This window comes from Stenotrophomonas sp. SKA14 (assembly GCF_000158575.1).
GTDB classification, from domain to species: domain Bacteria; phylum Pseudomonadota; class Gammaproteobacteria; order Xanthomonadales; family Xanthomonadaceae; genus Stenotrophomonas; species Stenotrophomonas forensis.
In genome coordinates, this window is the sequence record NZ_DS999412.1 from 322,242 (window position 1) to 345,603 (window position 23,362).

At 67.8% G+C, this 23,362-nt stretch carries 20 protein-coding genes; 5 read left to right on the forward strand and 15 right to left on the reverse strand.

Annotation, left to right across the window (positions count from 1 at the left end; genetic code table 11):
- Window positions 1–30: 30 nt before the first annotated feature.
- The 5 genes from plsB to SSKA14_RS01685 all read right to left on the reverse strand — a co-directional run bounded on the left by plsB (window position 31) and on the right by SSKA14_RS01685 (window position 6,583).
- Complete coding sequence (gene plsB / locus SSKA14_RS01665; protein ID WP_008266566.1) at window positions 31–2,667, reverse strand: glycerol-3-phosphate 1-O-acyltransferase PlsB; 2,637 nt, start codon at window positions 2,665–2,667, stop codon at window positions 31–33.
- Complete coding sequence (locus SSKA14_RS01670; protein ID WP_040006758.1) at window positions 2,667–3,620, reverse strand: hypothetical protein; 954 nt, start codon at window positions 3,618–3,620, stop codon at window positions 2,667–2,669. The genes plsB and SSKA14_RS01670 overlap by 1 nt, the downstream gene beginning before the upstream one ends.
- Window positions 3,621–3,900: 280 nt before the next feature.
- Window positions 3,901–4,722, reverse strand: coding sequence for a serine protease (locus SSKA14_RS01675; RefSeq protein WP_008268514.1), 822 nt, complete (start codon window positions 4,720–4,722; stop codon window positions 3,901–3,903).
- Between the two features lie 218 nt (window positions 4,723–4,940).
- Window positions 4,941–5,666: an orotidine-5'-phosphate decarboxylase gene (gene pyrF, locus SSKA14_RS01680; RefSeq protein ID WP_004153432.1), complete on the reverse strand. Its 726-nt coding sequence runs from the start codon at window positions 5,664–5,666 to the stop codon at window positions 4,941–4,943.
- A complete protein-coding gene (locus tag SSKA14_RS01685) occupies window positions 5,663–6,583 on the reverse strand; it encodes a 5'-nucleotidase, lipoprotein e(P4) family (RefSeq protein ID WP_008266943.1) in 921 nt (306 codons plus the stop codon). Before SSKA14_RS01685 ends, pyrF begins: the two co-directional genes overlap by 4 nt.
- Window positions 6,584–6,684: 101 nt before the next feature.
- Between SSKA14_RS01685 and SSKA14_RS01690 the strand changes: the two genes are divergently transcribed.
- Complete coding sequence (locus SSKA14_RS01690; protein WP_008265089.1) at window positions 6,685–7,335, forward strand: DUF480 domain-containing protein; 651 nt, start codon at window positions 6,685–6,687, stop codon at window positions 7,333–7,335.
- 125 nt (window positions 7,336–7,460) lie between these two features.
- On the opposite strand, the gene SSKA14_RS01695 is transcribed toward SSKA14_RS01690, so the two are convergent.
- Together SSKA14_RS01695 and SSKA14_RS01700 are read right to left on the reverse strand one after the other, a co-directional pair.
- Window positions 7,461–7,985 (reverse strand): GNAT family N-acetyltransferase, encoded by a 525-nt coding sequence (locus SSKA14_RS01695; RefSeq protein WP_008265927.1) that lies wholly within the window; start codon window positions 7,983–7,985, stop codon window positions 7,461–7,463.
- Between the two features lie 286 nt (window positions 7,986–8,271).
- Window positions 8,272–10,248 (reverse strand): UvrD-helicase domain-containing protein, encoded by a 1,977-nt coding sequence (locus SSKA14_RS01700; RefSeq protein ID WP_008266845.1) that lies wholly within the window; start codon window positions 10,246–10,248, stop codon window positions 8,272–8,274.
- 101 nt (window positions 10,249–10,349) lie between these two features.
- Here SSKA14_RS01700 and SSKA14_RS01705 point away from each other — a divergent pair, with 101 nt between their 5' ends.
- Both SSKA14_RS01705 and SSKA14_RS01710 read left to right on the forward strand, forming a co-directional pair.
- Complete coding sequence (locus SSKA14_RS01705; RefSeq protein ID WP_008264720.1) at window positions 10,350–10,970, forward strand: thymidine kinase; 621 nt, start codon at window positions 10,350–10,352, stop codon at window positions 10,968–10,970.
- Window positions 10,971–11,071: 101 nt separating this feature from the next.
- On the forward strand, window positions 11,072–11,776 hold the full coding sequence (locus SSKA14_RS01710; RefSeq protein ID WP_008265679.1) for a sel1 repeat family protein: 705 nt from the start codon (window positions 11,072–11,074) through the stop codon (window positions 11,774–11,776).
- A 36-nt stretch (window positions 11,777–11,812) separates the two neighbouring features.
- On the opposite strand, the gene SSKA14_RS01715 is transcribed toward SSKA14_RS01710, so the two are convergent.
- The 5 genes from SSKA14_RS01715 to SSKA14_RS01735 all read right to left on the reverse strand — a co-directional run bounded on the left by SSKA14_RS01715 (window position 11,813) and on the right by SSKA14_RS01735 (window position 16,573).
- Window positions 11,813–13,417: a glucan biosynthesis protein D gene (locus SSKA14_RS01715; protein WP_008265736.1), complete on the reverse strand. Its 1,605-nt coding sequence runs from the start codon at window positions 13,415–13,417 to the stop codon at window positions 11,813–11,815.
- A gap of 105 nt (window positions 13,418–13,522) precedes the next feature.
- Window positions 13,523–14,335 carry a bifunctional DNA-formamidopyrimidine glycosylase/DNA-(apurinic or apyrimidinic site) lyase gene (mutM, locus tag SSKA14_RS01720; RefSeq protein WP_008266279.1) on the reverse strand — a complete coding sequence of 271 codons (813 nt, stop codon included), beginning with the start codon at window positions 14,333–14,335 and terminating at the stop codon, window positions 13,523–13,525.
- Between the two features lie 53 nt (window positions 14,336–14,388).
- Window positions 14,389–15,027 carry a hypothetical protein gene (locus SSKA14_RS01725; protein ID WP_008267330.1) on the reverse strand — a complete coding sequence of 213 codons (639 nt, stop codon included), beginning with the start codon at window positions 15,025–15,027 and terminating at the stop codon, window positions 14,389–14,391.
- Between the two features lie 14 nt (window positions 15,028–15,041).
- A complete protein-coding gene (locus tag SSKA14_RS01730) occupies window positions 15,042–15,374 on the reverse strand; it encodes an EF-hand domain-containing protein (protein ID WP_008265898.1) in 333 nt (110 codons plus the stop codon).
- Window positions 15,371–16,573, reverse strand: a complete 1,203-nt coding sequence (locus tag SSKA14_RS01735) for a fatty acid desaturase (protein WP_008268188.1) — start codon at window positions 16,571–16,573, stop codon at window positions 15,371–15,373. Before SSKA14_RS01735 ends, SSKA14_RS01730 begins: the two co-directional genes overlap by 4 nt.
- A 151-nt stretch (window positions 16,574–16,724) precedes the next feature.
- Here SSKA14_RS01735 and SSKA14_RS01740 point away from each other — a divergent pair, with 151 nt between their 5' ends.
- The gene (locus SSKA14_RS01740) at window positions 16,725–17,546 is read left to right on the forward strand and encodes an ATP-binding cassette domain-containing protein (protein WP_050413408.1); all 822 of its coding nucleotides are present in this window, start codon (window positions 16,725–16,727) and stop codon (window positions 17,544–17,546) included.
- Between the two features lie 143 nt (window positions 17,547–17,689).
- Here SSKA14_RS01740 and SSKA14_RS01745 read toward each other — a convergent pair whose 3' ends face one another.
- Window positions 17,690–18,898, reverse strand: a complete 1,209-nt coding sequence (locus tag SSKA14_RS01745) for a DUF4785 domain-containing protein (RefSeq protein WP_008268209.1) — start codon at window positions 18,896–18,898, stop codon at window positions 17,690–17,692.
- Between the two features lie 11 nt (window positions 18,899–18,909).
- Window positions 18,910–19,788 carry a hypothetical protein gene (locus tag SSKA14_RS01750; protein ID WP_008265695.1) on the reverse strand — a complete coding sequence of 293 codons (879 nt, stop codon included), beginning with the start codon at window positions 19,786–19,788 and terminating at the stop codon, window positions 18,910–18,912.
- A 261-nt stretch (window positions 19,789–20,049) separates the two neighbouring features.
- Between SSKA14_RS01750 and SSKA14_RS01755 the strand changes: the two genes are divergently transcribed.
- Window positions 20,050–20,889: a phosphatase PAP2 family protein gene (locus SSKA14_RS01755; protein ID WP_008265685.1), complete on the forward strand. Its 840-nt coding sequence runs from the start codon at window positions 20,050–20,052 to the stop codon at window positions 20,887–20,889.
- Between the two features lie 112 nt (window positions 20,890–21,001).
- Here SSKA14_RS01755 and SSKA14_RS01760 read toward each other — a convergent pair whose 3' ends face one another.
- The gene (locus SSKA14_RS01760) at window positions 21,002–23,272 is read right to left on the reverse strand and encodes a TonB-dependent receptor (protein ID WP_008268576.1); all 2,271 of its coding nucleotides are present in this window, start codon (window positions 23,270–23,272) and stop codon (window positions 21,002–21,004) included.
- Window positions 23,273–23,362: the final 90 nt, after the last annotated feature.

Below are 23,362 nucleotides of genomic sequence, written 5' to 3' on the forward strand. Positions count from 1 at the left end.
CAAGGTCCACACCCACCACAAGGATTCAGTTCAATCCTGCAGCGCAGCCTCGTCCGGGCGCGCCGCTTCCGGGCTGACCCGCTCGATGGTGTGGCGCAGCTCACGGCCGAGGATGAACTTGGCATCCTTGGCCCAGGCATCCAGGCGTTCGTCGAACAGCAGCTTGCTGTTCTCGTCCGGCCATACCAGGCGCAGTTCGCGCAGCTTCTGGATGAAGCCGCGGAACAGGGACTTGTCGAAGAACTCCGGTGCCGCCGGTGCATACAGCAGGCTCAGCCGCTGCGCCGCCTGCTGGCACAGGCTTTCCAGCTCGGCCGCGCCGAGCACACCCGGGCCGTTCTTCACCAGCACCGAGATGGCGATGTAGTAGCGCTCGAACGCCTGCTGCAGTGAATGGCCGATCGCACGCAGGCGGAACACTTCGTCGGTCTGACCGGTGTTGCGCGCCAGGATGCCGCCGTCGTCATCGTTGACGTTCTGCAGCAGGCCTTCGCGCACGAACACATCGATGGTCCGGTCGATACGCTGGGCGAACTCGTCCTCGCTCCACGGCAGGAACAGCTCGGCCTGCAGGAACGGGTACACCGTGCGCCCCAGCTGGACCAGGCCGGTACGGCTCATGCGGCGGTTGTTCTGGAAGCAGCAGGCCACCCACGACGAGGCGGTGAACAGGTGCACCACGTTGTTGCGGAAGTAGCTCAGCAGCACCGCGGTATCGCCGCTGACGCTGAGCACGTCGCCCAGCGGGTGCTTGATGCGGGTGAGGACGTTGATTTCCTCGGCGTGGGCGATGATCCGCTCCGGCGAGTGCGGAGTCACCGTCACCCGGTCCGAATACGGCATCTCGACCAGCAGCGTCTTGCACAGCTCGATCTGCGCGATCAGGTCGGCCTCGCCCATCGCATGCTTCGGCGTGGACAGCAGGGCCAGCGCCAGCAGGTTGATCGGGTTGACGTCGGCGGCACCGTTGATGCGCACCTGGATGCGCTCGGCCAGCGTGTCCACCGTGGTCGACAGCCAGGCCGGCTTCTCGTCCTCGGAGACCGCCTCGCCCTTCCACTCCGGCGCCTTCTCGGCCAGCACGTCGTTCAGCGCGATCGGCTCGCCGAAGTTCACCACCACCTGGCCATAGTTCTGCTTGAGCACCTTGGGGATGCCCCACAGCAGCGACCAGATCGATTCCTTTTCCTTCGGCCGGCCGGACAGCTCGTCCAGGTAGCTGCCGCCTTCCATCAGCTTCTCGTAGCCGATGTAGATGGGCTGGAACAGCACCGGCTTGCGCGGCTGGCGCAGGAACGCGCGCAGCGTCATCGAGATCATGCCGCCCTTGGGCTGCAGCAGGCGGCCGGTACGCGAGCGGCCACCTTCGACGAAGTACTCCAGCGAGTAGCCGCCGGCCACCAGCTGCGCGACGTACTCACTGAGTACCGCCGAGTACAGCGCGTTGCCGCGGATCGAGCGGCGGATGAAGAACGCACCGCCCTTGCGCAGCAGGGTGCCGACGACGGGCAGGTTCAGATTGATGCCGGCCACGATGTGCGGCGGCACGATGCCACGGTCGTACAGCAGGTACGACAGCAGCAGGTAGTCCATGTGGCTGCGGTGGCTGGGCACGTAGACCACTTCGTGGCCCGGCGCGGCGGCCTTGAACTTGTCCAGGTGGTGCACCAGCACGCCCGCATAGATGCGGTTCCACACGTGGCTGAGCATGAAGCTGGCCGAACGCACCACCGGGCTGGAATAGTCCGCGGCGATTTCCCAGGCGTAGGCATGTGCCTTCTTCCAGGCATCGGCCGGCTTCGAATTATCGCGCTTGGCCTGTGCGGCGATCGCTTCACGCACCGGTTCGGCCGCCAGCACCTGGTCGACCAGCAGGCGCCGCGTCGACAGGTCGGGGCCGATCACCGATTCACGGATGCGGCGGAAATGGGTACGCAGCACGCGCTGCAGCTTGCGCACCGTGCGCTCCGGCTCCAGGCCTTCGTCCACGGTGCTTCGCAGCGAGATCGGCGGGGCAAAGCGGACGATGGTGCTGCGGCCGTTGAGCAGCACCGCCAGCAGGCGGCGGAAGCGGCCGACCAGCGCCCAGTTTTCCGAGAACAGCACGGCGAACCAGCCGCTCTGCTTGTCCGGCGCGCGGCCGACGAAGATCGACACCGGCACCAGGTGCACGTCCAGGTCATCGCGCACGCGATGTGCCTGCAGCACCTTGGCCAGCGAATCGGAGTGGGTCTTGGCGCCACGCTGCTCGGGGATCAGCGAATTGCTGGAGCTGCGTCGCGACAGCGCCAGGTAGGCGCGCTTGCGGCCGGTCGGGTCACCGGCCAGCGGCACCAGCGGCGACGGCAGCCCGGCCTGGCGGCAGGCCTTGTCCAGGATCAATGCGTTGGACAGGCCATAGTCTTCCAGCACGTACATGACCGGGCGGCCATCGTTGTACTGGCCGGGGTCTTCCGGTTCGATCTTCAGCGACAGCCACGGCTCCACCAGGCGACCCAGCAGGCGCGCCCACAGCGGGCGGCGGCCGGCCGAACGCGCGTGCGCGGGCGGCGGTACCGGGTTCGGGCCGGTACCGGTCGAGGGGGACGCCGGCACCGTATCGGCGGGCGTCGACGGGGATTCTTCGCCGGGGAACGGCAGCGGGTTCTGTTTCGACATCGGCGCCATTATGGCTTAGGCGGTGGCGTTGCCGCTTCCCCGCCCTCGGCGGGGGCTTCGGCCGGGGCCGGCGCCGCGTCGGCACGGGCCGCGTCGGCCTTGCGCAACAGCGCGTCGGTGTCGGCCAGGGTGCGGGTCAGGTACCAGTGGCCGTCGCGCCGGCTCAGCGGCAGCTGCAGGCTCATCTCGCGGCCTGCCAGGTCGTAGTGCAGGCGCACCAGCGCGTTGTCACCTTCCACCGACAGCAGTTCGCCACGCACGCTGCGCAGTGCTTCGTCCACGCCCAGCCCATAGCTGCCCAGCACCGCCTTGAGGGTGTGGATGAACGGCGCCAGCTGCTGCAGGCTGCCTTCCATGCCTGCGGCCTGCAGGCCGGCCTCGTCATCGAAGCCAACCTTGCCGGCCGCACCGACCAGCGCGGCGATGGTGCTGCGCGCACGGGCGCGGTCGCTGATCGGTGCGCCCTGCGCCCAGACCGCCAGGGTCTCGACCAGGGCGATGTAGTGCGCCTGCTGACCGGGGGTGTAGCCCTTCTGGTGGCGCAGGTACTGCACGCCGAAGTTGCCCATCGACTGTGCGGCCTGGCGCACCGCACCGGCCTGGCCGGCCAGCTGGCGGTCGAAGCTGCGCTGCAGTTCGGTGCTGGCATTGGGCTTGCGCAGTGCGGCCAGCATCGGCAGCAGCTGGTCGCCCAGTGGCAGCTCGGTCAGCGGCCACTGGCTGTGGCCCTCGGCCCAGGCCTGCTGCAGGCGCTGGTACTGGCTGGGCGGTACCGACAGCCTGGCGTAACCGACCAGATCGTCTTCGGCCAGGCGCAACGCCATCGCCTGCACCGCAGCCACCGGCTCGGCCGCTGGCTTGGCAGGGTCGTTGCCAGACTCGCGGCACGCCGCCACGGCCAGCAGCAGCATGGCCGCCAGCCCCCATCCACGCGCAGACCTTCCTCGCACCGCCACGCTCATGCATTCGGACTCCCCGGACCGGTCCGCATCTTGCGGCCTGCGACGTGACAGCGGCAAGCCGGGCCGTCACGGTTTCCACAGTCGAGGATGCAAATCGCTGAAAAGCATAAAAAAAGAGCCGGGATCACGAGGATCACAGGCTCTTCAAGCCGGCACGGGGCCGGAGGACAGTGTTGTGGCACATGTCCGGTCCAGGGACCGGATGGCGGCGATCCTACGCTGCCCTGCAAGTTAAGGCAACACTTCACGTAATGCTATATATGTATTTGATTTTGTTGAATCAATCACGCTGCCAGACGGCCTCAATGAAATCTACGGCGTGTTTTTCGGCGATTCGGGCATAAACGCCGGGATAGCCGGCCAGCGCGCAGCCCTCGCCCCAGCTGACCACGCCGAACTGGGTCCAGCCCTCGCGCAGTCGCAGCAGCAGCGGCCCGCCGGAATCGCCCTGGCAGCTGTCGATGCCCTCGCGGCCTGCGCAGATCACCTTGCCGCGTGCCAGTTCACCACCATAGGCCTGCTGGCATTCGTTGAACGGCACGAACGGCACCTGCACCGTCTGCAGCTGGGTCGGATAAACCCGGCCATCACCGATGTCGGTGTCGCCCCAGCCGATCACGGTGAACTCGCGTCCCGGCTTGAGATAGCTCGCATCGGGCCGCAGCCGCAGGGCGACCGGCTGCGCGCCCTCCAGCGGTGCACTGAGCCGGATCAGGGCCACGTCGTGTTCCAGCGAATTGCCGCTGTTGAATGCCGGGTGGACGTGGATCGCCTTGACGTTGGAGGCGCGCGACGCGGCCTGGGTGGAGAGCGTGGCCTGGCCAGCCAGCACCGCCAGGCCGGTCGGATTCTCGCCCTGCAGGCAATGCGCAGCGGTCAGTACCCACGACGGTGAAATGAGCGTGCCGCCGCAGAAATGGCGGTCGTGGTCCGAGTCGCCGTCGAAGACGCCCTGGATGCTGACCATGAACGGGTATTCGCCCGGTTGGGCGGCTTCGCCGCCGATGATGCGCGGTGCCTCGCGCACCTGCGGTGCGGCGATGACGGGTGCTGCAGACGCGGCCAACAGCAGGCCGATGAACAAAGAGGTGCTGCGATACATATCCCTGTACTCCTCTATCGATGGTTGGAACCGGCGCGGCCGCGGTCCGTGCCGGTGCATCGATTGGTAAGCAGTGATGGTGCCCACAGGGCGAACGCGCGCACAGTTTCCACGCCATGTGCTGCCTGCGTCAGTGGCGGCCGCACAAATGCGAACGCCATCGCGCACGGGTCGCGATGGCGTTCGTAGAGCCGGCGTGACCGGCGTTCGCCGCAGGCTCAGCGCGCAGCCAGAGCCGACGCGATCTCCTGCTGGATTGCCCGTGCCGCGGCCTGCGGATCGGTGGCCAGGCGGATCGGGCGGCCGACCACGATCGCATCGGCGCCATCGGCAAAGGCCTGGGCCACGCCCACGGTACGCTTCTGGTCATCACCGACCGGGCCGCCGGGGCGGATGCCCGGGCAGACGATCGAGAAGCCAGCACCGGTGGCGGCACGGATCGGGGCAGCTTCCTGGCCCGAGGCGATCACGCCATCGATGCCCGCCGCCTGGGCGGCCAGCGCGCGCTCGACCACCACGTCCACCGGCTCGCGGTCGATGCCCATCTGCGCCAGGTCCGGGCGGCCCATCGAAGTCAGCACGGTCACCGCCAGCAGGCGCATGTCGCTGCTGTTGGCGGCCGCGCAGGCCTCCATCATTGCCGGATGCCAGCCATGGATGGTCGCGTAGCTGACCGGCCACTGCGACAACCGCTTGATCACCGCCGCAGCGGTGGCCGGGATGTCGAAGAACTTCAGGTCGACGAACACCCGCTTGTCGCGTCGTGCCAGCTCGTCGAGCACCTGGAAGTACTCGCCGGAGGCCAGCAGCTCCATGCCGATCTTGTAGAACGCCACGCTGTCGCCGAGGCGATCCACCCACTCCAGTGCCTGCACGCGGTCGGGCACATCCAGCGCGAAGATCAGGCGCTCGTCATCGCGCAGCGGCAGCGGCGCGCGGCTCACGGTGCGTAGTCCAGGGCGGCGCGCTTGGCGTCGTGGCGGGCCTGGCGCGACTGGCTGTAGTCATTGTTGAACTGCGCCGGCTCGAAGCCGCCGTAGGTCGGGTTCGGCAGCATCCACCAACGCTCGCCGAACCAGTCGTGGTACTGCTGCAGCAGCGCGTCACGGCCGTCGTTGGTGTTGGCGGTCACTTCCACGAAGTCACCCAGCTGGTCGCCGAACTGCATCAGTACGCGGTACTGCTGGCCGGCCAGGCGGCGGCGGCAGTTCTTCTCGCTGCCGTTCTGCTCGCAGCCCGGCACCACGGTGCCCAGGCCGAGGAACACGCTGTCGTCGGCCACCGGCAGGCCCTGCTCGCGCAGGTTGGCCAGGGTCGCATCCTTCAGGTGCACGGCGCGGTTTGAGATGTACAGCAGGGTCACGCCCTTGGCGTTGGCGGCCTTGGCGAAATCAACCACGCCGGGAATGGCCTTGGCCTTCTTCTCAGCCACCCACTGGTCCCAGGTCAGCTCGTCGTACTCCTTGCCGTCGCGCACCAGGCGCGCCTGGTAGGGCGAGTTGTCCAGCACGGTCTCATCCACGTCCAGTACCACGGCCGGCTTCAGGCCCTTGGCCTCGTTGCCGCGCTCCTCCGGCACCAGTGCGTCCCAGTGGGCTTCCTTCAGGGCCGCGTCGAGGTGGTCGGCGGCGGCACGGTAGGTCTGCTCGGTGATCGCCTTGTACTCCTGCGCGCGCTGCATCCACAGCACGGCATTGAGATTGTCATTGGCGGTGGCATCAAGCGCGCCATCGGCCTTGGCGGCGGCCGGGGCCTCCGGGGCAGCGGCTTCGGCGGCAGGCGCGTCCACGCGCTTGCAGGCAGACAGGCCCAGCGCCGCAGTGGCGAGCAGGGTCAGGGACAGGGAAACGGGACGACGCATGGGTTCACCGGCAATCAGATATACCGGCGCATTTTACCGGCAAAGCCGCCGCCGGGACGGCTATGCTTGGCGGTTGACCCGTTGCCCTGCCAGAGGCCGCCATGACCGATTCCGCCCAGACCCCCGACGTTCCCCTGCTCGACGCCGTGCAGGCCCGCCTGCTGGGCTGCCTGGTGGAGAAGGAGGCGACCACTCCGGACACCTACCCGCTGACGGTCAATGCCGCGCAGTCGGCGGCCAACCAGAAGACCGCCCGCGAGCCGGTGATGAACGTCGACGCCGGCAGCGTGCAGCACGCCCTGCGCCAACTGGAGACGATGGGCCTGGCCCGCCAGCACTTCTCCTCACGGGCCGACCGCTACGAGCACCGCCTGCAGGCCGCGCTGGACCTGACCCGGCAGCAGACCGTGCTGCTGGCGCTGCTGCTGCTGCGCGGGCCGCAGACCCTGGGCGAGCTGGTCTCGCGCAGCGAGCGCCTGCACCGTTTCGCCGACACCGACGAAGCCCGACACGGCATCGAGCGCCTGCAGCAGCGCGCGCTGCTGGTAGTGCTGCCGCGTGCCAGCGGCCAGCGCGAAGACCGCTACATGCACCTGCTGTGTGGCGAAGTGGACGGCGCGGCGCTGGCGGCAAAGTTCGCCAACAGCGGCGGTGGCAGCGAAGCGGCCGATCCGGGCCTGGCCGAGCGCGTGGCACAGCTGGAAGCGGCCGTGGCCGAACTGCAGGCGCAGCTGGCCGAACTGCGCGGCTGAACGTCCACATGCGGTAGTGCCGGCCGCTGGCCGGCAACCCAGGTTCACCGTGATGCCGGCCAGCGGCCGGCACGACCGGATGTCCTGCCGATACGGTGCCGGCCAACGGTCGGCACCCACCACGATCAAACCTCGGCCGCGCCCGGCGTGGCATACAGCCGGCTCGGGCTGTCCACACCCGGCAACTGGATCACCCCGCGTTCCTGCATGCCCAGGCCCAGCAGGATCTTCCCGGACGCCACGTTGTCCAGATCGGTGATGCCGTACAGATCGTGCAGGCCCAGTTCGCCACGCGCGTAGGCGAACACCGCCCGCGCCGCCTCCCCGGCATAGCCCTGCCCCGCGAACGCCGACAGCACGGCATAGCCGATATCCGGCCCCGGCAGGCCATCACGCCGCACCAGCCCGGCATTGCCCAGCCAGGCACCGTCGGCCAGGCGCTCGATGGCGTACATGCCGTAGCCATGCAGCGCATAGGCCGGCAACACCCGCATCGCCGCGTAATCGCGCGCCTCCTGCTGCGTACGCACGCCACGATCACCGATGAAGCGCACGAAGCCCGGATCGTTCAACAGCGCCAGCATCTGCCCGGCATCGCGCTCCGGATCGATCCGGCGCAGCCGCAGGCGTTCGCTTTCAATCGGATGCACGCACGGACCTCCAACAGAAACCCCGATTCTGCCTCAACGCCCGGCTGTTGCCGTGGCCTTTGATCTTCTTTTTTCTTTTCCGTGGCTGGCGCGCACGGAACCTGTCCAGGGCCGGGTAGATGGGCTGCGCAGGGGACGCTGCAAGTACGTCTCTGTAAGCTCGGTCGCCGCATCCATGCGGCTCACGCCCCTGCGCAACCCATCTACCCGGCCAACCACAGATGTAATGCGAACCACAGATGTAATGCGAACGGCGCCAACCACGGGGGGCTGCGCCGTTCGCCGATCAATCGAACAGCGCCTCGATCGCCGCCAACCCCGCACTCGCCCGCTCCTTCTTGCGCGCCGCATCGGCCACCGGATCAGCACCATCGCGCTGGATCTCCTCGGCCGGGATCTCCTCGAAGAACCGGCTCGGCTTCAACCGCACGTGCTCGCCGAACTTGCGGGTCAGCTTGCTGTAGCTCATCCACAGCTGGATCTTGGCGCGGGTGATGCCCACGTACAGCAGGCGTCGTTCTTCCTGCAGGTTGCCCTCGTCCAGGCTGACCTGGTGCGGTAGCACGCCATCCTCGCAGCCGACGATGAAGACATAGGGGAATTCCAGGCCCTTGGAGGCATGCATGGTCATCATCCGCACCTGGTTGCCGCCCTCGTCCTTGTCGCTGCGCGACAGCAGCGCCAGCTGTCCGGCCAGGTCGGCGGCGGTGGCACCGCGCGGGCCGCCCTCGAACCACTGCGCCAGTTCCTCGATGTTGTTGGCGCGCCGCTGGTAGCTGGCCTCCTCCTTGGCCTGCTGGCGCAGCTCGCTGAGCAGGCCGGATTCCTTGGCGACCTTGCGGATCATGTCGCCGGAGGTGACCTGCCGGGTCTGCGCACGCAGGTCGCGCAGGATGTCGGTGAAGCGGGCCAGGCTGTTGGCGGCACGCGGCGGCAGCTGCTGCAGGGCACCGATCGCCTCGGCGGCCTGCGCCATCGGCATGTCCTTTTCCTGTGCCAGTTCGGCCAGCTTGGCCAGCGTGCCGGCGCCGACGTCGCGCTTGGGCGACTGCACCGCGCGCATGAACGCGGTGTCGTCGTCCGGGTTCACCAGCAGGCGCAGCCAGGCCAGCGTGTCCTTCACTTCCTGGCGTTCCAGGAACATGGTGCCGCCGGTCAGGTGGTACGGAATGCGCAGCAGCTGCATCGCCTTTTCCAGCGGCCGCGACTGGAAGTTGCCGCGGAACAGGATGCAGAAATCGCTCCACGGCACATTGCGCGACTGCGCCACGAAGGCGATCTCGGCCGCGACCTTTTCGGCTTCGTGCTCGCTGTTGCGGCATTCCCACACGCGGATGCGCTCACCGTCGGCCTGGTCGCTCCACAGCTTCTTCAGGTGCTCGTGCGGGTTGTTGGCGATCAGCGCGTTGGCTGCGCGCAGCACGCGGTTGGAGCAGCGGTAGTTCTGCTCCAGCTTGATGATCTCCAGCGCGGGGTAATCGCGCCCCATCTGCTGCAGGTTCTCCGGGTTGGCTCCGCGCCAGGCGTAGATCGACTGGTCATCGTCACCCACGCAGGTGAAGTTGCCCTTGTCGCCGGCCAGTTGCTTGAGCAGCCGGTACTGCGCGTCGTTGGTATCCTGGCATTCGTCCACCAGCAGGTAGCCGATGCGCTCGCGCCAGGCCATCGCGATCTCCGGGTTCTCTTCCAGGATCTGCACCGGCAGGCGGATCAGGTCGTCGAAGTCGACTGCATTGAACGCGGTCAGGCGCAGCTGGTAGCGCTCGTAGACGCTGGCTGCTTCCTTCTCGCGGTTGCTGCGTGCGGCGGCCATCGCCTGCTCGGGCGACAGGCCGGCATTCTTCGCGCGCGACACCAGGTTCTTCATGTCCTCGATGTCGTCGGGCTTGGCGCCGTACATCAGATCCTTGATCTGTGCCGCCGCATCGTCGGCATCGAAGATCGAGAAGCCGCGCTTCAGGCCCACCGCAGCGTGCTCGATCTGCAGGAACTTCAGGCCCAGCGCATGGAAGGTACAGATCGTCACCTCGTCGGCGTCCTGCTCGCGCAGGCGCTTGGCCACGCGCTCGCGCATTTCCTTGGCCGACTTGTTGGTGAAGGTGATCGCCGCGATGCGCCGGGCCGGGTAGCGGCCACAACCGATCAGGTGGGCGATCTTTTCCACGATCACGCGCGTCTTGCCGCTGCCCGCGCCGGCGAGCACCAGCAACGGACCTTCGATGTGCAGGACGGCGGCGGCTTGGGGGGGATTGAGACCGTGCATGGGGACAGGATTGTAGCGGGGCCGGGTGACGACCACAGCCGGCCGCCGGTGGGGTTGCTGAACGGCTTCGGCGGAGCCGGGCTGCGGCGTACAATCCGTCGATGGCCAAGCTCTACTTCTACTATTCGGCGATGAACGCCGGCAAGACCACCACCCTGCTGCAGAGCGCGCACAACTATCGCGAGCGCGGCATGCGTGTGGCGATCCTGACCCCGCGCCTGGACGATCGTGCCGGCGCCGGCGTGGTCGCTTCGCGCATCGGCCTGCGCGCCGACGGCATGGCCTTCGACCGCGATACCGACCTGCAGCGCTGGGTCGAGCAGGATCTGGCGGCGAACGGGCCGATGGGCTGCGTGCTGGTGGACGAGGCGCAGTTCCTGACCCGCGCCCAGGTCTGGCAGCTCAGCGAAGTGGTCGACCAGCTGCGCATTCCGGTGCTGTGCTATGGCCTGCGCACCGATTTCCGCGGCGAGCTGTTCGAAGGCAGCCAGTACCTGCTGGCCTGGGCCGACGAGATGCAGGAGATCAAGACCATCTGCCACAGCGGCAAGAAGGCCACGATGACCGTGCGCGTGGACGAGCATGGCCACGCGGTACAGGATGGCCCGCAGGTGGAGATCGGCGGCAATGACCGCTACGTGTCGGTCAGCCGCGCCGAGTTCAAGAAGATCACCCGCGGTGAAGGACGGATCGATCCGGCGCAGGCGCCGCTGCCGTTGTAACGCCAGCCGGAACATCCCGGCACATGACCACCGGCGGTTTACAGCGCGCCGTCGCCGGGCCTAGGCTGCGGCATCCTCTGCTGCCGAACTGGAAGTCCGTCATGCGCCCCGCCCTGCTGTTGCTTCCGCTGCTCTGCCTGCCCGTGCTCGCCCTTGCCGCCGAGCGACCTTCGCCCGAAGAAGATTCATCGGTGATCGGGGCGGGCTTCATGGACAGCCATCCGGACATGATGTATCGCCAATGGGGTGTCAACGCACTCCGGCGCAATGACGTCAACGGCGCAATGGACAACTTCCGCCTTGCCGCCAGGTACGCCGACAAGCCGGCGCAAGGCTATCTGGGTGAGATGTACTGGTACGGGGTGGAACAACCACGTGATCCGATCATGGCATTTGCGTGGATGGATGTGGCGGCCGAGCGCGGCTACCCCTTGTTTGTCGAGCTTCGCAACGAGTACTGGGCCACGCTTCCGCTCGAGCAGCATGAGCAGGCTCAGGCACAGGCGCGCGTCCTGCGCGCCGAGTACGGTGACGAGGTCGCGCGTCCGCGCATGGCGGAAATCCTCAGGAAGGGACGCCGCGAAATGACCGGCAGCCGCGTGGGTTCGATGTCCAACAACGTGGACATCATGTACATGGACGGCGGTATCGCCCGAACCATCAAGGCCGACCGCCTGTACGACCCGAAGTACTGGGACCCCAAGCAGTACGAACGCTGGCAGGACGAAACCTGGATGAAGATCCGCCGCGGCACGGTACAGGTGGGCGTGCCCACCCAGACCACCGCCACCGAGGCCAAGCCCTGAACGGGACGGGCCGGCGGCTGGCCGGCCCGCGCATGCTCAGTACAGCGTGCGCTCCGGTGCACCGGCCGGCGGCGGGGTGTACTGGTACAGCCAGGTCTCGGTGAGGGTCTTGCCCCCACTGCGCAGGAACAGGCGGATGTCGATCTGCTCGGTGCTGCCTTCCGGCGGCACCAGGTCGAACATCGCGCGGTAGCCGTTGATCTCGCGCAGCGGCCGTGCCGACACGATCTCGACCCGGCCGCGGCTGGCTTCCACCACCGCCTCAACCTCGGCCTTGTCGATCAGCGAGGCCAGCTCGCCACCTTCGAAGTCCACCGCGAAGCGCCAGCTGAAGTACTCGCGCTTCTTGCCGACCACGCCGCCCAGGCCGGTACGGCTGGCGACACAGTGCGCCAGCGGCGGCCGTGCCGGCGGTTCGGCGCCCCAGTACAGGCGGTAGCCGACCAGCAGTTCCTGGCCCGGCTGCGGCTTTTCCTTCGGGTTCCAGAACGCCACGATGTTGTCGAAGGTCTCGTCCACGGTGGGAATCTCCACCAGCTGCACCGAGCCCTCGCCCCACTCGCCCTTCGGCTCCACCCACAGGCACGGGCGCTTCTCGTAGAACACGCCATCGTCCTGGTAGTGGTCGAAGTTGCGGTCGCGCTGCAGCAGGCCGAAACCGCGCGGATTACGGTCCACGAACATGTTGAAGCGCAGGTTGCGCGGGTTCAGCAGCGGCCGCCAGATCCACTCACCGGCACCGGTCCACAGCGACAGGCCGTCGGTATCATGGATTTCCGGGCGCCAGTCCCAGCCCATGCGGCGGTCGTTCTCGCCCACCTGGTACATGCTGGTGCACGGTGCGATGCCCAGCCGCTCGATCGTCTTGCGCGGGTAGAGCGCGCTGTCGATGTCCATCAGCAGCACGTCGCCATTGGTGATGGCGAAGCGGTAGGCACCGGCCACGCTGGGCGAATCCAGCAGGCCGTAGACCACGATCGTCTCCGAATCGGCCGACGGCTGTTCCAGGTAGTAGGCGATGAAATCGGGGAATTCCTCCGGCTTGCCCATGCCGGTGTCGATCGCCAGGCCACGCGCGGACTGGCCGTACTGACCCTCCTTGCCGACCGCGCGGAAGTAGCTGGCGCCGAGGAACGCGGCGAAGTCACGGTCGGTGTCCTTGCGCGTGTTCAAGCGGAATCCGGCGAAGCCGAGATCGGCCGGCAGCTCGCCATCCTTGATGCCGCTCTTGCCGTAGTTGAACGCCGCGCCGTCGTAGGCCAGCTCCTGCGCCTTGCCGTCGACCACGTCGAACATGCGCACCGGCGAATGGAAGTACAGGCCCAGGTGGAAGAACTTGGCCTGGAACTTGCCCGGCTGATCCGCCCACAGGGCATGGTCCTGGCGGTAGCCGATCGACTGGTACTGGTCCCAGTCCAGTCCCTCCAGGCGGCCCGGCAGCACGCGCTTGTGGCTCTTGTAGGGCGCCTGTGCCAGCGCGCGCGCCTGCCCCTTCAGGGTGGCGAAGTCGAACGGCTGCGGCTGGCCGAGGCGGCGCAGGCCCATCTGGCCGCTCTTGCTGGCCGCGCACGCGGGCAGGGACGGCAGGCCGAATGCAGCCAGGGCGAGGGAGGCATTGCGGATGAAGTCGCGTCGTTGCATGCAGGCGCGTCAGGCACAGGAGGAAGGTCGGCCATCATAGGCAGACAAACGTTAACGGGCAGCGGAGACGTGCCCTGCCCGTTCAGCTGCCGCTGGCCGCCCGTTTCAGCGCTGGCAGTGGCTGCACCAGACGCTGGCGCGCTGGCCGATGGTGGCGTGCTTCAGCGCGCGGCCACAGTTCGGGCAGGGCAACCCATCGCGGCCGTACACCAGCAGCTCCTGCTCGAAGTAGCCCGGTGCGCCGTCGGGGCTGATGAAATCGCGCAGGGTGGTCCCGCCACGCGTGATCGCGTAGCCCAGGATCTCCTTCACCGCATCAGCCAGGCGCTGGTAGCGCTCGCGCGAGATCTTTCCGGCCTCGCGCAGCGGGCTGATGCCGGCCTTGAACAGGCTCTCGGCGGCGTAGATGTTGCCCACGCCCACCACCACCGCCTGGTCCATCAGGAAGGTCTTCACCGGCGCGCTGCGGCCACGGCTGCGGGCGAACAGGTAATCGCCATCGAAGGCATCGTCCAGCGGCTCCGGGCCCAGACCCTGCAACAGCGGGTGGGTCTCGCCGGCCGGCTGCCAGAGCAGGCTGCCGAAGCGGCGCGGGTCGTTGAAGCGCAGCAGGCGGCCGTTGTCGAGGCTGATATCCACGTGGTCGTGGGCACGCAGCGGGGTATCGCCAGGCAAAACGCGCAGGCTGCCGGACATGCCCAGGTGCAGCACCGCGCTGCCGATGGCGGTGTCCAGCAGCAGGTACTTGGCGCGCCGACGGATGTCCTCGATGCGCTGCCCCGGCAGCAGCTCGGCCACTTCCGGGGGAATCGGCCAGCGCAGGTCGGCGCGGCGCAGGATCACGCCGTGCACGCGGCGGCCTTGCAGGTGCGGCGCCAGGCCGCGGCGGGTAGTTTCGACTTCGGGCAGTTCAGGCATGGGTTGATTCTACGCGGGGCCATGCGAAACCGGCGGGCAGGGTCCGGCGCCGACTACGATTCCGGCCCGGTCGCCTCCACCAGGAAGGCGCCCTCGACCAGTGCGCCACGTCCGCCCAGGCGCCAGAACGCCAGATAGGGCGCGAAGTCGATCGCCGCCGGCGACAGCGGCTGGGTGATGTACCAGCCCAGATAGAGATCGGAAGCGATGTGGTACAGCGCCTCGTCCAGCGCTGACATCTGCGGGGTATCCAGCGTGCGCGCCTCGCGCACCACATCACAGACGACATCATGCAGGTAGGCGGCGGGGCCGGAGGCGCGCAACGCCGCCTGCACGCGTGCCGCCGGGGCGGCTTCGATCGGCACCTCGCGCAGGGTGGCCTGCAGTCCGGGTTCGCCGGCAGCACCCGCCACCCTCGCCAGCTCATCCAGCCAGGCACGCGCGGCGGCGGACCGTGCCTGTGCATCACCGGCGATGGCCGGCTGCAGGTACAGGTGGTCGCCCCAGCGGCCGGCAGCGAGCACGTCCAGCGCACGTGCCTGCAGCGCATCAGCGCGCGGGAAGCTGGCGAACACCTGGCCCAGTGTGTCCGGGTCGGTCACGCCCTGCAGCAGGCCGGAGAAGTACCAGTCTTCCTGCTCGCTGCGCCCGGCGCAGAATTCGAGCCATTCGTCGAAGAGTTCGTCGTCCATTCGATCATCCATGGTCAGCGCGGTGGCGCCGACAGCTCGCGTGCATCCAGATAGCCATCACCGTTGGCATCCTGCTTATGGAAGCGCTGCACGATCACCTGCCGCTGCTGCTCGCGGCTGATCGCCCTGCCCTTGCCACCGGGCAGCTCATCGGCGCTCAGCACGCCATCGCCATTGCGGTCCATGCGGTCGAAGGCGTACAGCATCCACTGCACGTACTCGGCCTCACTGACCTTGCCGTCGCCATCGCTGTCCATCCGCTGCAGGTAGCTGGCGGTATCGGTGACCTGCGCCAGTGCAGCACCCGGCAGCAGGGCAGCCAGCAGCAGCCCGACCCCTGCCCTCACGCGCCCACCAGGCTGTAGCCCTTCAGCCGCGCGGCGTAGGCCTGCAACGCCGCGATACCGCTTTCCTCGGCCTCGCGGCACCAGGCCTGCAGCTGGTGCAGGCGCTCGGCGGCATCGTGGCCGCGGGCTTCCAGCAGCGCGGCCAATCGCCCGCGGTACTCGACCAGGGTGCGGATGCGCGGCCGCTGTGCCACCCATTCGCTGAGCTGGGCACGGCTGTCCGGCTTCAGCCAGCGGCCGTCGTTGACCAGGCCACGGCGCAGCCGGCGTGGCAGCAGGCGGCGCAGCTTGGCCCCGGCGTGGGCGGCCTCCTCGCGCAGGGCCGGCATGAACACGTTGCGCTGGTAGTCGGTCATCGCCTGGAAGCGGTGTGACAGCAGCGCCTTCAGGGTTTCGGCATCGGGCACGGCGATGTTCGGGCGCACGTCCATGGCCGGCGCCACCCGCAGCACCTTGGCCAGGCGCAGTGCCTGCAGCAGGCGGATCGCACTCCAGCCGATGTCGAATTCCCAGCGCCGCATCGCAAAGCGCGCCGAGCTGGGGAAGGCATGGTGGTTGTTGTGCAGCTCCTCGCCCCCGATCCAGAACCCCCACGGCGTCAGGTTGGTGGAGGTATCGGCCGATTCGTAGTTGCGATAGCCCCACCAGTGGCCGAGGCCATTGACCACGCCGGCCGCCCAGAACGGAATCCACGCCATCTGGATCGCCCACAGGGCCACGCCAGGCAGGCCGAACAGCACGCTGTTGATGGCCAGCAGCAGCACCGGGCCGAGCGTGGCATGCGGGGTGTACAGGTGGCGCTCGATCACGTCGTCCGGGGTGCCGCGCCCGTACTGTTCGATGTCCGCGCGCATGCCGCGCGCTTCGCGGTACAGCTCCACGCCGTGCCAGAACACCTTGCCGATGCCGCGGGTGACCGGGCTGTGCGGGTCCTCCTCGGTCTCCACCTTGGCGTGGTGCTTGCGATGGATGGCCACCCACTCGCGGGTGATCATCGAGGTCGTCAGCCACAGCCAGAAGCGGAACACATGGGCCAGCGCCGGGTGGAAATCGACCCCGCGATGGGCCTGGCTGCGGTGCAGGTAGAGGGTCACCGAGAAGATGGTGATCTGGGTGAAGACCAGCAGCACGGCCAGCATGGCCCACCACCCCAGGCCGAGCACACCGCCGGTCAACAGGGACATCAGGGCATCGGGCATGGCGGCTCTCCGGTTCGGTGCGGGGATGGCAGACATCATGGGCGCTTGCGTTGCAAACTGCATCCCTGCGGCGGTGTTCTTCACCGCCATCCGTGGCACCGTTCACAGTTGGGGACCCGAGTTGTCGAACCTTGATCCACGCGCCAGCACCATGACTGCCACCGCGCCCGCTGCGGCACTGCCCCCGTTGATCGAACTGGACCGCGCCACCGTGGTGCGCGGCCAGGTGAAGGTGCTGCACGGGCTCAGCCTGCGCATCGCGCAGGGCCAGCACACCGCCCTGCTCGGCCCGAACGGCTGCGGCAAGTCGACCTTCATCAAGCTGATCACCCGCGAGCTGTACCCGCTGGCACAGGGCGATGGCTCGGTCGCCGTCAAGGTGCTGGGCCAGAACCGCTGGCAGGTGGACCGGCTGCGCTCGCAGCTGGGCATCGTCACCGGTGACCTCAGCAGCAACCTGGCCGACATGCCCGGGCTGACCGTGGAACAGGCGGTGCTGTCCGGCTTCTTCGCCAGCTACGTGGTGCCCGCCTTCCGCGAAGTGACCGCCGAGATGCGTACACGCGTCGGCGAGACGCTGGCGATGACCGGCGCGTTGTCGCTGCGCGAACGCGCCTACGCCGAACTGTCGGCCGGCGAGACCCGCCGCGTGCTGATCGCCCGGGCACTGGTCAATCGGCCACAGGCCCTGCTGCTGGACGAGCCGTCCACCGGCCTGGACCTGGTCGCCCGCGAGCAGCTGGTGGCAACCATGCGGGTGCTGGCGCAGCAGGGCATCACCCTGGTGCTGGTGACCCACCACATCGAAGAGATCATTCCCGAGATCGAGCGCGTGGTGCTGCTGCGCGACGGTCGCGTACTGGCCGATGGCAGCCGTGCCGAGCTGCTGCGCAGCGAACCACTGTCGGCGGTGTTCGGCGGCGCCATTACCGTGTGCGAGCAGGAAGGCCGGCTGACCGCGTACGCGGGGTAGAAAGACGCATCGCTTTCCGTAGCCGCCTGTAGCGTCGAGCCATGCTCGACCGCCGTTCGCCGCGAGCAGAAGCCGCCGAGCATGGCTCGGCTCTACAGAAGGCAGAGCGGCGGGCCGAATGCTCCGGCCCGCCACCCCATTGCTCAGAACCGCAACGCCAGCGCGCGCGACTCGATCGGTGCCATCCGGCTTTGATCCTGCAGCTGCAGGTCACGCAGCTCGTATGGCGCACCGAAGCCAGCGGGCAACGCGGCCTGGTCGAACGGCAGCACCAGCTGGCCGGCACCCGGGCCATCGAACCAGGCCGCCGCATGCGCCTGCGCCACCGGCTTCAGCTGGCCATCGCGACCGCTCGCATACAGCGTGCCGCGTGCCTCGTAGCGGCCAGCGGCGGCCACCTGCAGCGGCAGCGCCACCTGGCGGCTGGCCGGGTCCGGCGTCGCCTGGCCACTGAAGCGCGCGGTCGGCCGCGCCACCGCGAAGGCCACCTTGCCATCGCGCAGCACACCGTCGGCCTGGGCGAACACCTGCAGTTCCCACAGCCCCTGCGCAGTACCGACATCGGCCGGGATCCGCACCTGCGCGCGTAGGCTGCCATCGGTGGTGCGCAGCAACCGCTGCGGCCAGCTGCGGCCATCCGGTGCGACCAGCAGGGCTTCACCGCCGAGGCCGCCACGACGCGATGCCAACGTTGCGGTGGTGGCACCGTCTTCCAGCAGGCGTGCCTGCAGCTGCACGCTACTGCCGGCCAGCACCTGCGCCTGGTTGGCCTGCACTTCCAGCCGCAGCGGGCTGTTCGGTTCCAGCACCTGCACCACGTAGCGGCCCTGCGCCTGTGCACTCTGCAACGTGTACGCACCGGCCGCACTGGTCGCGCCGGTACGCAGCATGCTGCTGCCATCACGCACCGGCATCCCGGCCTCCTGCAGTGCGCGTGCATCGACACTGCGCGCCACGCTGCTGCGGCCAGCCGGGTCGCGCACCTGCAGGGTGTTGGCCGGCACTGCACGGGCACCTTCGGCCGGGCTCAGCTGGATCACCGCATCGGGCGCCGTCAGCGGCAGGTCCAGGCCGCGTTGCAGCTGCGCGCCATCGACCTGCTGCCAGTAGCTGCGACTGACTGCGGCATACGGCGTGGCGGCCTGCAGCGGTTGTGCCGGGTCCAGCACCCAGGCAAACGACAACGGCGCGTGTTCGCTTTCATCAGCAGGCAGCGGCGCGGCCACCAGTGCGGAAGGCACCTGATCGCCTGCGCGGGCGGCTTGCAGCGGCTGTGCGGCCTGCGCCGGGGACAGGGAAAGGGACAGCACCGCCAGCACCGCGCTGGCCAGCAAGGTGGAATGGATCGTCATGGTCGTCTCCCTCACTGGGTCAGGTCGTTGCGCAGGATCGTGCCGAGGCCGAAGCACTCGCGGCGGCTCTGGTTGTGGCTGAGCGGCTCGGCATCCTTGGTGCGCTGCGTGTCGGTGAACCAGGTGGTGCCGGCGGCCTTCTGGCTGCTGCACTCCAGGAAACCATCGGAGCAGGACGACAGCCAGTTCTGGGTGAACTCCAGGCCGACATTGGCGGCATAGCCGCCGCAGTAGCTGTTGCTGTCCCACACCGCCGATTCGACATCACTGCCGACCACCGCGCGGAAGGGTTTGGGCAATGCAGGGCGGCCGGCAGTGCCGTACAGGTTCTGCGCGTTGTAGGTGGCCATGCTCGCCACCTGTTGCTGGCGCACCGCGTCGTTCTTGTAGCCCAGCAACCAGCCCAGCGAGGTTTCGAAGGTGTTGCCGTTGAGCACCGCATCGGCCAGCGGCGTGCCCGCCGAAGACGGTGCCAGTGCGTTGACCTTGCGCACCGTGCGGATGATCTTCGGATAGCGGCTGTCGTAGGTCGGGTTGGACAGGATCCAGCGCATCACGTTGCCGCCGTTGGAATGGGTGATCACCACCAGCTGGGTGATGCCACGGCTGTCGATGAAGCTGGTCAATTGATTGGCCAGGCACCCGGCGGCCTCCGGCTTCCACATGTACTGGGTGAAGTCGCAGTTGATGACGACGTAGTTGCTGCTGTTCGGCAGGCCCTGGCGCACGGTATCGATGATGGCCGGCTGCCAGTAGTCCTGGGTGGCATTGGTCTGCGCGCCGGTACCATGCACGAAGGCCACGCCAACCACATCGGCGGCCTGTGCCGGCAGTGTTGCCAGCCCAACGAGCAGGGCCAGGACGGTACTTCCTGTTGCGGTGCTGCGCATCGCTTCTCTCCCTCTGTCAGCGGATCCCCCCGACCCGGCTGTAACTGGACGGCCCTGGTGCCTGCCGTTGTGCCGATGCTCGCGGCGCAGGCGCGTGAAAGTCCGTGCGCTGCGCCCGGATTCAGGAGACTGACGTCAAACGATGACGCTTTTCATATCGCTGCAATGACCGTGCCGGGTCTGGCGGTATGACCGATGGCCACTGCGGTGTCGTCTGGGGGCTGCGATCATGGCGCGAAGTTTTCTCCCCGGAGCCTGTCCATGTCGCTGATTTCCCCCTCCGCCCGCCCGTTGCTTGGCCTCGCCGTTGCGGTGGCCCTGGCCGGTTGCGCCGCCACCGCCGCCAAGCCGACTGCCGTCGAAGCCAACATCACCACCAAGGCGGTGGGTTACCTGGACAAGAGCGCGGTACCGGCCAGCCTGGACCTGGTGCCGGCGCCGCCGGCGGCCGGTTCGGCTGCCCTCGCCCTCGACGAACAGGTCAGCCGTGAAGCCCGCGCGCTGCGTGGCAGCCCGCGCTTCGCCCAGGCCGGCATCGATGCCGAACTCGGCTTCCCCGAAGGCGCCAACCACTTCTCCTGTGCCGCCGACATCGACGTCGATGCGGTGAAGACCCCGGCCCTGTACCGCCTGCTCGAGCGCAGCCGGATCGACGCCAGCGCCGCCACCAAAGCCGCCAAGAACCACTACCAGCGCCCGCGCCCGTTCATGGTCAACGGTGAGCCGACCTGCTCGCCGAAAGACGAGGACGGCCTGCGCAAGAACGGCTCCTACCCGTCGGGCCACACCTCGATCGGCTGGGCCTGGGCGTTGATCCTGTCTGAGATCGCGCCGGATCGCGCCGATGCCATCCAGGCCCGTGGCCGCAACTACGGCGAGAGCCGCCTGGTGTGCAACGTGCACTGGCAGAGCGACATCCTCGAAGGCCGCTTCATGGGCGCCGCCGCCGTTGCACGCCTGCACGACAATGCCGCGTTCCAGAAGGATCTGCTGGCCGCACGCAGGGAGATTGCCGCCGCACGCAAGGCCGGCCTGCACTCCAGCCGCGACTGCGCCACCGAGAATGCGGTGCTGAAGGTGCGCCCGCAGAGCGCGCTGTAAGCGCGCGCCGGATCAACCGGTGCCGGCCAGCGGCCGGCACTACCGGTGGGGTTGAAACAGAAGGGCCGGCATTGCGCCGGCCCTTCTTCATTGCACTATCGCAACAACCGCATCAGAACTTTGCGGTGAACTCCACGCCCCAGGTACGCGGCTCGTTGAGGAAGCCGGTCAGGTTGTTGAAGTCGATCGCACCGACCACGCGGGTCTGGTTGGTCAGGTTGCGGCCGAACACGGCCACGTCGTACTGGCCGTAATCCCAGTTGTAGCCCAGGCGCAGGCCGCCCTCCAGCGTGCTACGGCCGCGGAATTCCGGCGACTCGTAGATGAAGAAGTTCACCGCGCTGCGGTAGGCCCAGTCGGTGTAGGCATACAGCTCGCTGCCATCGCTGAGCGGGAAGCCGACGCGCAGGGTCGCGTTGTGGATCCACTTCGGCGCCTGTGGCAGCGGGTTGCCGTTGACCAGCGCATAGGTCTGGCCACCGATCACGGTGGTCGGGTCGGTGATGGTGCAGCCACCGCCACAGATCGCCACCGCCAGGTTCTTGTCCTTGATCTCGGTATCGTTGTAGCTGCTGCCGAAGGTCAGCAGGACGTTGTCGGCCAGGTAGGCCTCCAGGTCCAGCTCCACGCCCTGGCCGATGGTCTTGTCGGCGTTGAGCAGGGTGGCAGTGTTGTTGCTGCCGCCCACCGCGATCAGCTGCTGGCCATCGACGTTGTAGCGGAACACGCTCAGGCCCAGGCGTGCACGACGCTCGAACAGGTCGGCCTTGATGCCGGCTTCATACGAGATCACCTTCTCCGAATCGGCCTGCGACAGGCCCGGGGCGAAGGCCAGGCGGCCCTGGATCGACGGCGCGCGGAAGCCCTTGGCCACGCGGGCGTAGGCGTTGATGTCGTCGGTCAGCTTGTACACGCCGCTGACATCCCAGCTGACGTCGTTGACGTCGGTGTTGGCCAGGTACGGGCCGCTGACCGGGGTACCGAACGGAACGGCCTGCAGCACACTGGCGCTGAAGTCCTTCTTGTCCTGGGTGTAGCGCACGCCGGCACGCAGCTTGAAGCGGTCGGTGACGTCGAAGTCACCCGAGGCGAACACCGCCCAGGCCTTGTTGCGCTGGTTCTGCACCACGTGACCGGTCTGCGGATTGCCCGGGGTCAGCGAGTCGTAGTTGAAGTTGTTGATGGTCACGTCTTCATCGAAGTAGAAGACGCCGGCCTGCCAGTCGAAGCGGCCCCACTCGTTGGACTCGATGCGGACTTCCTGCGTCCACTGGCGGTGGTGCGGCAGGCCGTCGGCAGACTCGGACGAGAACGGGATGAAGCCCGGGCCGTAGTTGCCGGCACCCAGGAACGCTGCACCGTAGCCACCGTCGATGTCGCCACGGTTGAGCGATTCGGCGGTTTCATAACCGGTGATCGAGTGCAGGGTCACCGAGCCGAGGTTCCACTGCAGGCGCGCGCTGCCGCCCCAGGTCTTCAGGTCGGAGAAGTTGACGCCGTCGTTGGCCACCTTGTCGCGGTCGAAGTCCTCGACCAGCGAATTGCCACCCTTCTGGATGATGTTGGCGCGGAACAGGCGGGCGGTGCCGTTGAGCTTGCGCTTGTGCAGGTTGAACAGCGCTTCGAAGTCATCGCCTTCGTACAGGAACTGCACGCGGCCGGCGGCTTCGTCGTAGCCTTCGAAGCCGCTGTTGGGCGCGCCGACGCGGGTGTTGTCGACCCAGTCATCGCGACGCTGGTAGATCGCCGAGACGCGCGCCGACCAGCGGTCGGTCAGCGGGCCACCGTAGGCGCCCTGCACGTTCCAGCTGTTGTAGCTGCCGTAGCCGACGCGGATGTAGCCATCGGCATCCTGCGACGGACGCGCCGAATCGAACTTGACCACGCCGGCCGGGGTGTTGCGGCCGAACAGCGTGCCCTGCGGGCCGCGCAGCACTTCCACGTTGGCCAGGTCGAACAGCGGGAAGCCCTTCAGCAGCGGGCTTTCCTGCACCACGTCGTCATACACCAGCGACACCGGCTGCGAGGCATTGAGGTCGAAGTCGGTGTTGCCCAGGCCGCGGATGTAGAAGCGCGGGAAGGCACGGCCGTAGGACGACTCGATGTTGAGGCTGGGCACGCGCGCGGCCAGGAAGCGGATGTCATCGCCGGCCGAGCCGAGCACATCCAGCTTCTCGCCCTGGATCGCGCTCAGTGCGACCGGTACGTCCTTGGCGTTCTCGACGCGGCGCTGCGCGGTCACCTGCAGGGCATCGAGGGCAACCGGATCCTTGGCAGCGGGGGTTTCCTGGGCGGCTGCTACCAACGGCAGCAGGGCGGAAAGAGCGGCAACGAGGGGGCGCGCGACCGGAAATCGGCCACGGGAAGTGCGGGTCGGGGACATGGCGGTAGGCTGTGTTTGGAGGGGTGGTAAAACGGCGCTACCAGATAATTGTTGCAATACAGCACCTGCCTCGCAAATGCCTGCCGTTCA

Bases quoted from the DNA above. Each gene is read 5' to 3' on its own strand.
- plsB (WP_008266566.1), bottom strand. From the start codon at position 2,667: ATGGCGCCGATGTCGAAACAGAACCCGCTGCCGTTCCCCGGCGAAGAA.
- SSKA14_RS01670 (WP_040006758.1), bottom strand. From the start codon at position 3,620: ATGAGCGTGGCGGTGCGAGGAAGGTCTGCGCGTGGATGGGGGCTGGCG.
- SSKA14_RS01675 (WP_008268514.1), bottom strand. From the start codon at position 4,722: ATGTATCGCAGCACCTCTTTGTTCATCGGCCTGCTGTTGGCCGCGTCT.
- SSKA14_RS01685 (WP_008266943.1), bottom strand. From the start codon at position 6,583: ATGCGTCGTCCCGTTTCCCTGTCCCTGACCCTGCTCGCCACTGCGGCG.
- SSKA14_RS01690 (WP_008265089.1), top strand. From the start codon at position 6,685: ATGACCGATTCCGCCCAGACCCCCGACGTTCCCCTGCTCGACGCCGTG.
- SSKA14_RS01700 (WP_008266845.1), bottom strand. From the start codon at position 10,248: ATGCACGGTCTCAATCCCCCCCAAGCCGCCGCCGTCCTGCACATCGAA.
- SSKA14_RS01705 (WP_008264720.1), top strand. From the start codon at position 10,350: ATGGCCAAGCTCTACTTCTACTATTCGGCGATGAACGCCGGCAAGACC.
- SSKA14_RS01710 (WP_008265679.1), top strand. From the start codon at position 11,072: ATGCGCCCCGCCCTGCTGTTGCTTCCGCTGCTCTGCCTGCCCGTGCTC.
- SSKA14_RS01715 (WP_008265736.1), bottom strand. From the start codon at position 13,417: ATGCAACGACGCGACTTCATCCGCAATGCCTCCCTCGCCCTGGCTGCA.
- mutM (WP_008266279.1), bottom strand. From the start codon at position 14,335: ATGCCTGAACTGCCCGAAGTCGAAACTACCCGCCGCGGCCTGGCGCCG.
- SSKA14_RS01725 (WP_008267330.1), bottom strand. From the start codon at position 15,027: ATGGACGACGAACTCTTCGACGAATGGCTCGAATTCTGCGCCGGGCGC.
- SSKA14_RS01735 (WP_008268188.1), bottom strand. From the start codon at position 16,573: ATGCCCGATGCCCTGATGTCCCTGTTGACCGGCGGTGTGCTCGGCCTG.
- SSKA14_RS01740 (WP_050413408.1), top strand. From the start codon at position 16,725: ATGACTGCCACCGCGCCCGCTGCGGCACTGCCCCCGTTGATCGAACTG.
- SSKA14_RS01745 (WP_008268209.1), bottom strand. From the start codon at position 18,898: ATGACGATCCATTCCACCTTGCTGGCCAGCGCGGTGCTGGCGGTGCTG.
- SSKA14_RS01750 (WP_008265695.1), bottom strand. From the start codon at position 19,788: ATGCGCAGCACCGCAACAGGAAGTACCGTCCTGGCCCTGCTCGTTGGG.
- SSKA14_RS01755 (WP_008265685.1), top strand. From the start codon at position 20,050: ATGTCGCTGATTTCCCCCTCCGCCCGCCCGTTGCTTGGCCTCGCCGTT.
- SSKA14_RS01760 (WP_008268576.1), bottom strand. From the start codon at position 23,272: ATGTCCCCGACCCGCACTTCCCGTGGCCGATTTCCGGTCGCGCGCCCC.